Origin of the sequence: Bacteroides sp. AM23-12 (genome assembly GCF_003434395.1) — a bacterium.
Taxonomy (GTDB): domain Bacteria; phylum Bacteroidota; class Bacteroidia; order Bacteroidales; family Bacteroidaceae; genus Bacteroides; species Bacteroides thetaiotaomicron.
The window spans coordinates 25,330-31,329 of the sequence record NZ_QTLF01000042.1 but is presented as its reverse complement, the minus strand read 5'-3'; the positions used below and the strand labels follow the sequence as shown (position 1 = coordinate 31,329).

Sequence of the window (6,000 nt, the reverse complement as noted above, 5' to 3'; positions counted from 1 at the left end):
TATATTTTGTTGTGATATTTAATACTGCAAATGTAAATGTGTCAAAACCTTGCAGCCTGTATGCGTACTTGTTCAGTTGGGGCTGGTTGTAAGTGAGCGATGCAAAGCGGATAGTAAAATTGGTATATGCTGACGGGATGATGAGAGTCTTTGTATAATCGGCAGTAAAAGAGGATATCTTGCTTTTTTGCTGTTCCGGTATTTGTTCCAATGATTTGCCGTCTATTAATATATCCGTTATGCGCAAAGAAATATCAGAGTGTTTCTCCTTCATCATTTCGGAGTCAAAAGTAACTATTCCGCGGCTACATCCGAAATAGAAAGTTCCATTGCGATAAAAAGATGCGTTTTGATTAAAGAGGTTATCTGCTAATCCATCTGCAACAGTAAAAGTCCGTACTCTTCCTTTTTCCTCCCCGGTGATAGTCAATCTTGCCAATCCTTGATTAGTGCCTAACCAAAGGTTTCCATGATTATCTTCTTCCATACTGCCTACCATATCTCCCGGTAAATTGTATGCTTGATGGACGGATTCAAAACAATCATCTTGTACATTATACAGACAAAGTCCGCTTCCTTCTGTGCCTACCCATATTCTGCCGCTTTTATCCAATAGAAAACAAAGGGGAGTATTGACCGGTAACAGTTTGTTCTCCATACAGTAGTTTTGGCAATGTAATGTTTCCGGTTGCTCCATATTTCCAGTTACATGAACTATACCATTATTGTTGGTTGCCAGCCACAAGGAGCCGTCATTATCTTCCATTATGCAGGTAATTTCTTTAGAGAGTAAGGCATCAATGCCAGGCATACGGCTGAAACAATATTCACGACCATCCTTATATCGGACTCCAACTCCCTTATAGGTGCCTAGCCACCAATTCCCCTTATGGTCTTCATGTACCCAATATACCAGATCATGAGGAATGAAACCACAATTTGAAGTCTTATATTGGTGGATAATCTTTCCATTCTGACAAGCCATCACTCCGCCATCATGAATGGCGAGCAGCACTTCTTGGGAAGTAGGGCTGTAGGAAATGTGATAGGGACGTTTGGAGGGTATTAAAGATATCTTCTTGTCTCTCGACTGGTAATCCACTCCATATCCGAAACCAATCCAGGAAGCTCCATTCTCTTCTATATATAAGGTAGAGATCAAATCAGTAAAGAACTTCCCCGTTACCACGTGGGTAGAGGACATCAAAAGAACGTGCGTGTGTATCTGCATGAAAAACTCCTGTTCCTTTTGTTCCAATCCACATCAATCCGTTTTTATCTCGAAAAACGGTGTTCACTTCGCGTACGGGCAAATAATGTTCTGGGTTCGATTCTTTGTAATTGATGAACGTCCCTTCGTTAGCCATATTCATAATGCCAATTCCATCCCGGCTTCCCAGCCATAACGAATGTGTCTGCAAGTCTTCATGGATAGAATAAATATAATCAGAAGGGATAGAGGAAATATTCAGAGGATCGTATCTGTAATTTTTTTCAATAGACAATGTCTGCTTGTCCGAAGAGAAATTAACCTTATAAAGACCATACCCGCTTGTTCCCACCCATAGAACTCCTCTGGAATCCTGAAATAATGACAAAACGGAATTGTTTTCGCTCAATGGAGGGTAATGGATGAACTTATTCTCTTTTATGTGATAACGGTAGAGCCCGTCTTGCCAGGTACCAATCAGTAAATCACCATTTTCATCTTCAAGTATGGTTTGAACATTCTTTTGTTCGGGTACTTCGCCTTTACAATTCTTGTGTGTCATCAGGACCAATGTATCCTGTCCTGCATCATAATATGCCATTCCACGGATATATCCCAGATAGACTTTGTTCTCTTTGGTTACGTGGATTTCGTTCAAACGATGTTTGTTGATTCCTTCCAGTTGCATTTTTCTCATTTGTCCCGTTTGCTTATCGAGTACACAGAGACCTTCATGAGTTCCTATCCATAGTCTGTGGGAATAGTCTTCTTCTACGCAAAGTACATTATTATTGGTCAGTAGTCCCGGAGTGTAAAGATTTGATTTATATGTTCTGACTTCATAACCATCATACCGGAATAATCCATAGAAGGTGGGAATCCAGATGTAACCGTCCCGATCTTGATAGACCTGATGAACCATACTGTTGGGTAATCCGTCCGGAGTTGAGAATTGTTTGAATTCTAAATTCTTCAGACGATCCTGTGCATGGACGGGAAACATTAATAAAGTTGTTGTAATAAGAAGTAGCCAGAATATTCTATATACCATTATACTGCATTCTATTAGATTCCATTTAACAAATATACAAGATTATCTTTAGATTCTTGCGTAAATAAATAAAAATATAGAATCCGGGAATTACAGTCTATGATTTTAGAGCCTCTATTCTCTTAGTTTAGAGGCTCTGTTTAGTACTAATAGAGCCTCTGTTTACTAGATTTGCAGGCTCTGTTTATTATTAATTTTATACGTCGAATAATTGATTCAACCCCTCGCTCATACTCGGATGTGTGAAGATGAAGTCACGCAGGAACGTAGAAGTCTGTCCTGTCTTCATAGCCATTGCAACCATATTGATCAGTTCCGGAGCATCGGTACAGAACAGGGTACATCCCATAATCTTACCGCTATGGCTATTGATAATAGCTTTCAGCATCCCATCAGTCTGTTGCAAGGTACGCGAACGGACAATGGAGGTTGCCGGCAGTCGGGAGACTTTGAAAGAATACCCCTTTCTCAGTGCCTCCTCTTCCGTAATTCCGATATGTGCCAATGGCGGATCGATAAATACAGCATAAGGCAGAGGATCTCTGTCGTTGATGTCACGTTTCTTGTCCCCGAAAAGCTGATCCCGGATAATACGAAAATCATCCAGTGAGACATAGGTAAATTGGGCTCCTCCTTTTACATCTCCCATTGCCCATATATGAGGGGCATTGGTATGTAATTGGTCATTGACTACAATTGCCCCGTGCGCATCGACTTCTACACCAGCTGCTTGCAGGTTCAGTCCTTCAATCATTGGTTTGCGGCCTGTGGCAATAAGGATCGCATCACCGTCTACAAAGTAAGGAGTGCCGTCCGAAGTATCCGAATAAGTCAGAGTTACCCCGTCGTGTGTATCATGGATCGATTGAGTACGGACATTCAGACGAATCTCGACTCCTTTCTTCTCCATCACTTCCCGAACGCTTTTTGCAATATCCGAATCATTGCGGGGCATGAATCTGTTTCCTGCTTCGAGAAGAGTCACTTTACTTCCGAAGCCGGCGTACATCGAAGCAAACTCCAGTCCGATATAGCCTCCGCCTACAATAATCAGGTGCTTTGGCAGAATATCCAACTCCAGAAGAGTGGTACTGGTGTACACATTTCGACTTTGCTGAATACCCTCTATATTGGGAATAATAGGTGTAGAGCCGGTATTGATAAAAATCTCTTTTCCCTGCAGTTCGATTTCTTCTTCGGGAAGAGCAACTTTCACCGTATTGGCTGAAACGAGAGACCCTTTACCTGTGTAAATAGTCACATTAGGGCGTTTGCTTAATTTCTCGTAGTTATTTTCTCTTAAAAAAGAGGTAAGTTTGTTTTTTCTGGCAATCGCCTGCCTATACATGTTACTCTGCTTATCAAAATCATTGTGATAAAGCAGGGTGGAAATCTCTGATTCGTGAATCAAAGTTTTGGTTGGTATACAGGCTACGTTAGGGCAAGCCCCTCCGTACATTTCATCGGACTGTTCGACGACAGCGACCTGCCATCCTCTGTTGGAAAGTTCGGCAGCCAGTGTTTTTCCTGCCTTGCCGAACCCTATAATAATTGCATCATATTGTTTCATAACTTCCTTTCATTAACGATTTATACTCAGCTATTATAACACATGAAGAGTATATTTGTTTTGCGTCATATCCGGGAAGCAAAGGTGTCCGTAGCGGACAGAATCAACTTTTTTTCAGTGTTTTGAGTACGCGTTGTGACGAGTCTGAAAGAAGCACTACGGCTCCTGCGAGAATAACGATATCTTTGATAACCAGTCTTCCGGCACCGGACAATAGCGGGAAGCCAAATTCATCTCCACCCAGATTCGGAACCCAGACTTCGGGCGTGGTGACAAGAAAGGATAGTGTGCCTAACGTCATAATGATGGCGAGCGTGTCACCTACCAGCGCTACTTTCGGGAAGAAAATGCCCAGGAATACCAGAATGCCGATACTCATGATGAGCGCTCCTAATCCATAGGAGAAAGTATAAGTGCGATTGGCTTCGTGCCAGGCGCGGTTTTCCGGAACGAAGGCTCCTTCCGGATTTTTGTGGTCTTTGTATTCAGGAGCATCTTTCGCATAGAAGAAGCTCATGAAGGGACTGTTGGCTACGAAAGGAACAATTCCGTCGGCTTCGTAGTGGAAATATTTCAGTCCACCAATCCATACGAATACGACTAAGATAGCTACACGGATAAACTTAATTCCGAAATTCTTCAAGCTGGAAGTGAAGGTAAGCAAAGCAATAAATTTCTCTTTCATTTTGCGGTCTTTTTATGGGTTTAACTTTATACCGCAAAGGTCGTGCTTTCTGCATACCTCCGAAATGGCAATACTTCCGCTTCACTTATCAATTCTTCCCAACTTCCGTATTTCTGAACTGTACGGCACTCTGTCCTGTCATATTTTTGAAAAAACGGCTGAAAGAAGCCTGGTCTTCAAATCCCAGAATATCGGCAATTTCTTTCGCGCTCTTATTGCTGTAGAGCAGGAGGCGTTTGGCTTCCGCTTCCACCCGTTCGTGGATGACCCTTAGCGGAGAAGGCAGCTTACATGTTGAGAAAATGTTCGAAAGTGTCTTCGGTGACTTGTGAAGCATATCGGCATAGTCCTGTACCTGTTTTTTGGTCCGGTAATGCTCGTCTACCAGATTGTAATACTGGCGGACAATCTCGAAGCCGGATTCCTTTTCGCGCGTGATATCCAGTCGCTGACGGGCGATTCGGGTGCATTGGATGATGAAACGCTTCAGCAGGATACGCAGCATTTCTTCCTGCAGGCTGTCGGAAACGGTGAACTCGTTTTCCATGGCTTCGGTAATCTGGTCCAGTTGCCGGCGCTCTGCTTCGTTTAGTGTGAAGCGGACAAGGTGGGACGAACCGTTGAAAAGGAAGCCGCTGCACGACACTTCGTGGTCGTTTCCATAGATACAATAGAAGTTGCTGTTGAACAGCAAAGTCATATATTCACCATCTATGGACTTAAATTCAAGATGCTGCAGATGAGTCAGTGAGATAACGTCGTCTTTTGAAAGTACCATCTCTTGATGGTCGATTTCTACTGTAATGCTTCCTTGGCGGACCCATATAAACTTATAGAGTCCTTTTTCTTTTTGCAAAGCTTTCTCTGTCAGATAAGAATCTGTGAGAGCGAGTGTTCCTTTTAGTTTGGTGTGATACTGTTGTAACATAATTTATTCCTCCATGGCTGATGCGTCAAATGACAGCGGTAGTAAATCGCCGATACTTTTTACTTCGTAGATACATTCCCTGCCGTATAGCAGAATACGGATAGGCTGGCCGTAACGTTTTTCCGTTTCCAGAATCACTTGGCGGCAGGCGCCACAAGGAGGAATAGGAGTTTCTATAAAGTCCTTTTCGGTTCTTGCTGCGATAGCGAGGGTATTTACCGGTTGGTCGGGATACTGCGAGTTGGCATAGAACAGGGTAGTACGTTCCGCACAAAGTCCCGACGGGTAAGCTGCGTTCTCCTGATTGGTTCCCGTCACAATGGTTCCGTTGTTCAGCAGTGCGGCGGCGCCTACTGAGAAATGCGAATAAGGAGCGTAGCTGCGGGCGGTTGCTTCCATGGCTGTTTTCATTAATGACCGGTCAGCTTCGTTCAGTTCATCGTATTGATATACTTTGATTATAGCGGTAATTGTGAGGTCCTTCATATCGGTAAATAGGTTAGTTCTACATTATTAATGTTACAAAGTTAGAAAAGAGATTGATAATCCCAATTAT

Annotated in this window: 6 protein-coding genes; all 6 read right to left on the bottom strand. The window is 42.9% G+C overall.

Going from position 1 to position 6,000, the window contains the following annotated elements:
* Window positions 1-1,231 (bottom strand): two-component regulator propeller domain-containing protein (locus DW640_RS24100; RefSeq protein ID WP_304466182.1); only part of this gene is annotated, 1,231 nt, incomplete at its 3' end.
* Window positions 1,164-2,261: a two-component regulator propeller domain-containing protein gene (locus DW640_RS24095; protein WP_233525465.1), complete on the bottom strand. Its 1,098-nt coding sequence runs from the start codon at window positions 2,259-2,261 to the stop codon at window positions 1,164-1,166. The genes DW640_RS24095 and DW640_RS24100, both read right to left, overlap by 68 nt.
* 196 nt (window positions 2,262-2,457) lie before the next feature.
* On the bottom strand, window positions 2,458-3,831 hold the full coding sequence (locus tag DW640_RS21125) for an FAD-dependent oxidoreductase (RefSeq protein WP_008762225.1): 1,374 nt from the start codon (window positions 3,829-3,831) through the stop codon (window positions 2,458-2,460).
* Between the two features lie 103 nt (window positions 3,832-3,934).
* Window positions 3,935-4,516, bottom strand: coding sequence for a DUF417 family protein (locus DW640_RS21120; protein WP_008764769.1), 582 nt, complete (start codon window positions 4,514-4,516; stop codon window positions 3,935-3,937).
* Window positions 4,517-4,604: 88 nt separating this feature from the next.
* Entirely contained in the window at window positions 4,605-5,444 is an 840-nt protein-coding gene (locus tag DW640_RS21115; protein ID WP_008762227.1) for an AraC family transcriptional regulator, read from the bottom strand.
* 3 nt (window positions 5,445-5,447) lie between these two features.
* Window positions 5,448-5,930: a cytidine deaminase gene (gene cdd, locus DW640_RS21110; RefSeq protein WP_008762228.1), complete on the bottom strand. Its 483-nt coding sequence runs from the start codon at window positions 5,928-5,930 to the stop codon at window positions 5,448-5,450.
* Between the last annotated feature and the right edge of the window lie 70 nt (window positions 5,931-6,000).

Excerpts from the sequence above, each read along its gene's own strand:
- DW640_RS21115 (WP_008762227.1), bottom strand. The coding sequence starts at position 5,444 with ATGTTACAACAGTATCACACCAAACTAAAAGGAACACTCGCTCTCACA.
- DW640_RS21125 (WP_008762225.1), bottom strand. The coding sequence starts at position 3,831 with ATGAAACAATATGATGCAATTATTATAGGGTTCGGCAAGGCAGGAAAA.
- cdd (WP_008762228.1), bottom strand. The coding sequence starts at position 5,930 with ATGAAGGACCTCACAATTACCGCTATAATCAAAGTATATCAATACGAT.
- DW640_RS21120 (WP_008764769.1), bottom strand. The coding sequence starts at position 4,516 with ATGAAAGAGAAATTTATTGCTTTGCTTACCTTCACTTCCAGCTTGAAG.
- DW640_RS24095 (WP_233525465.1), bottom strand. The coding sequence starts at position 2,261 with ATGGTATATAGAATATTCTGGCTACTTCTTATTACAACAACTTTATTA.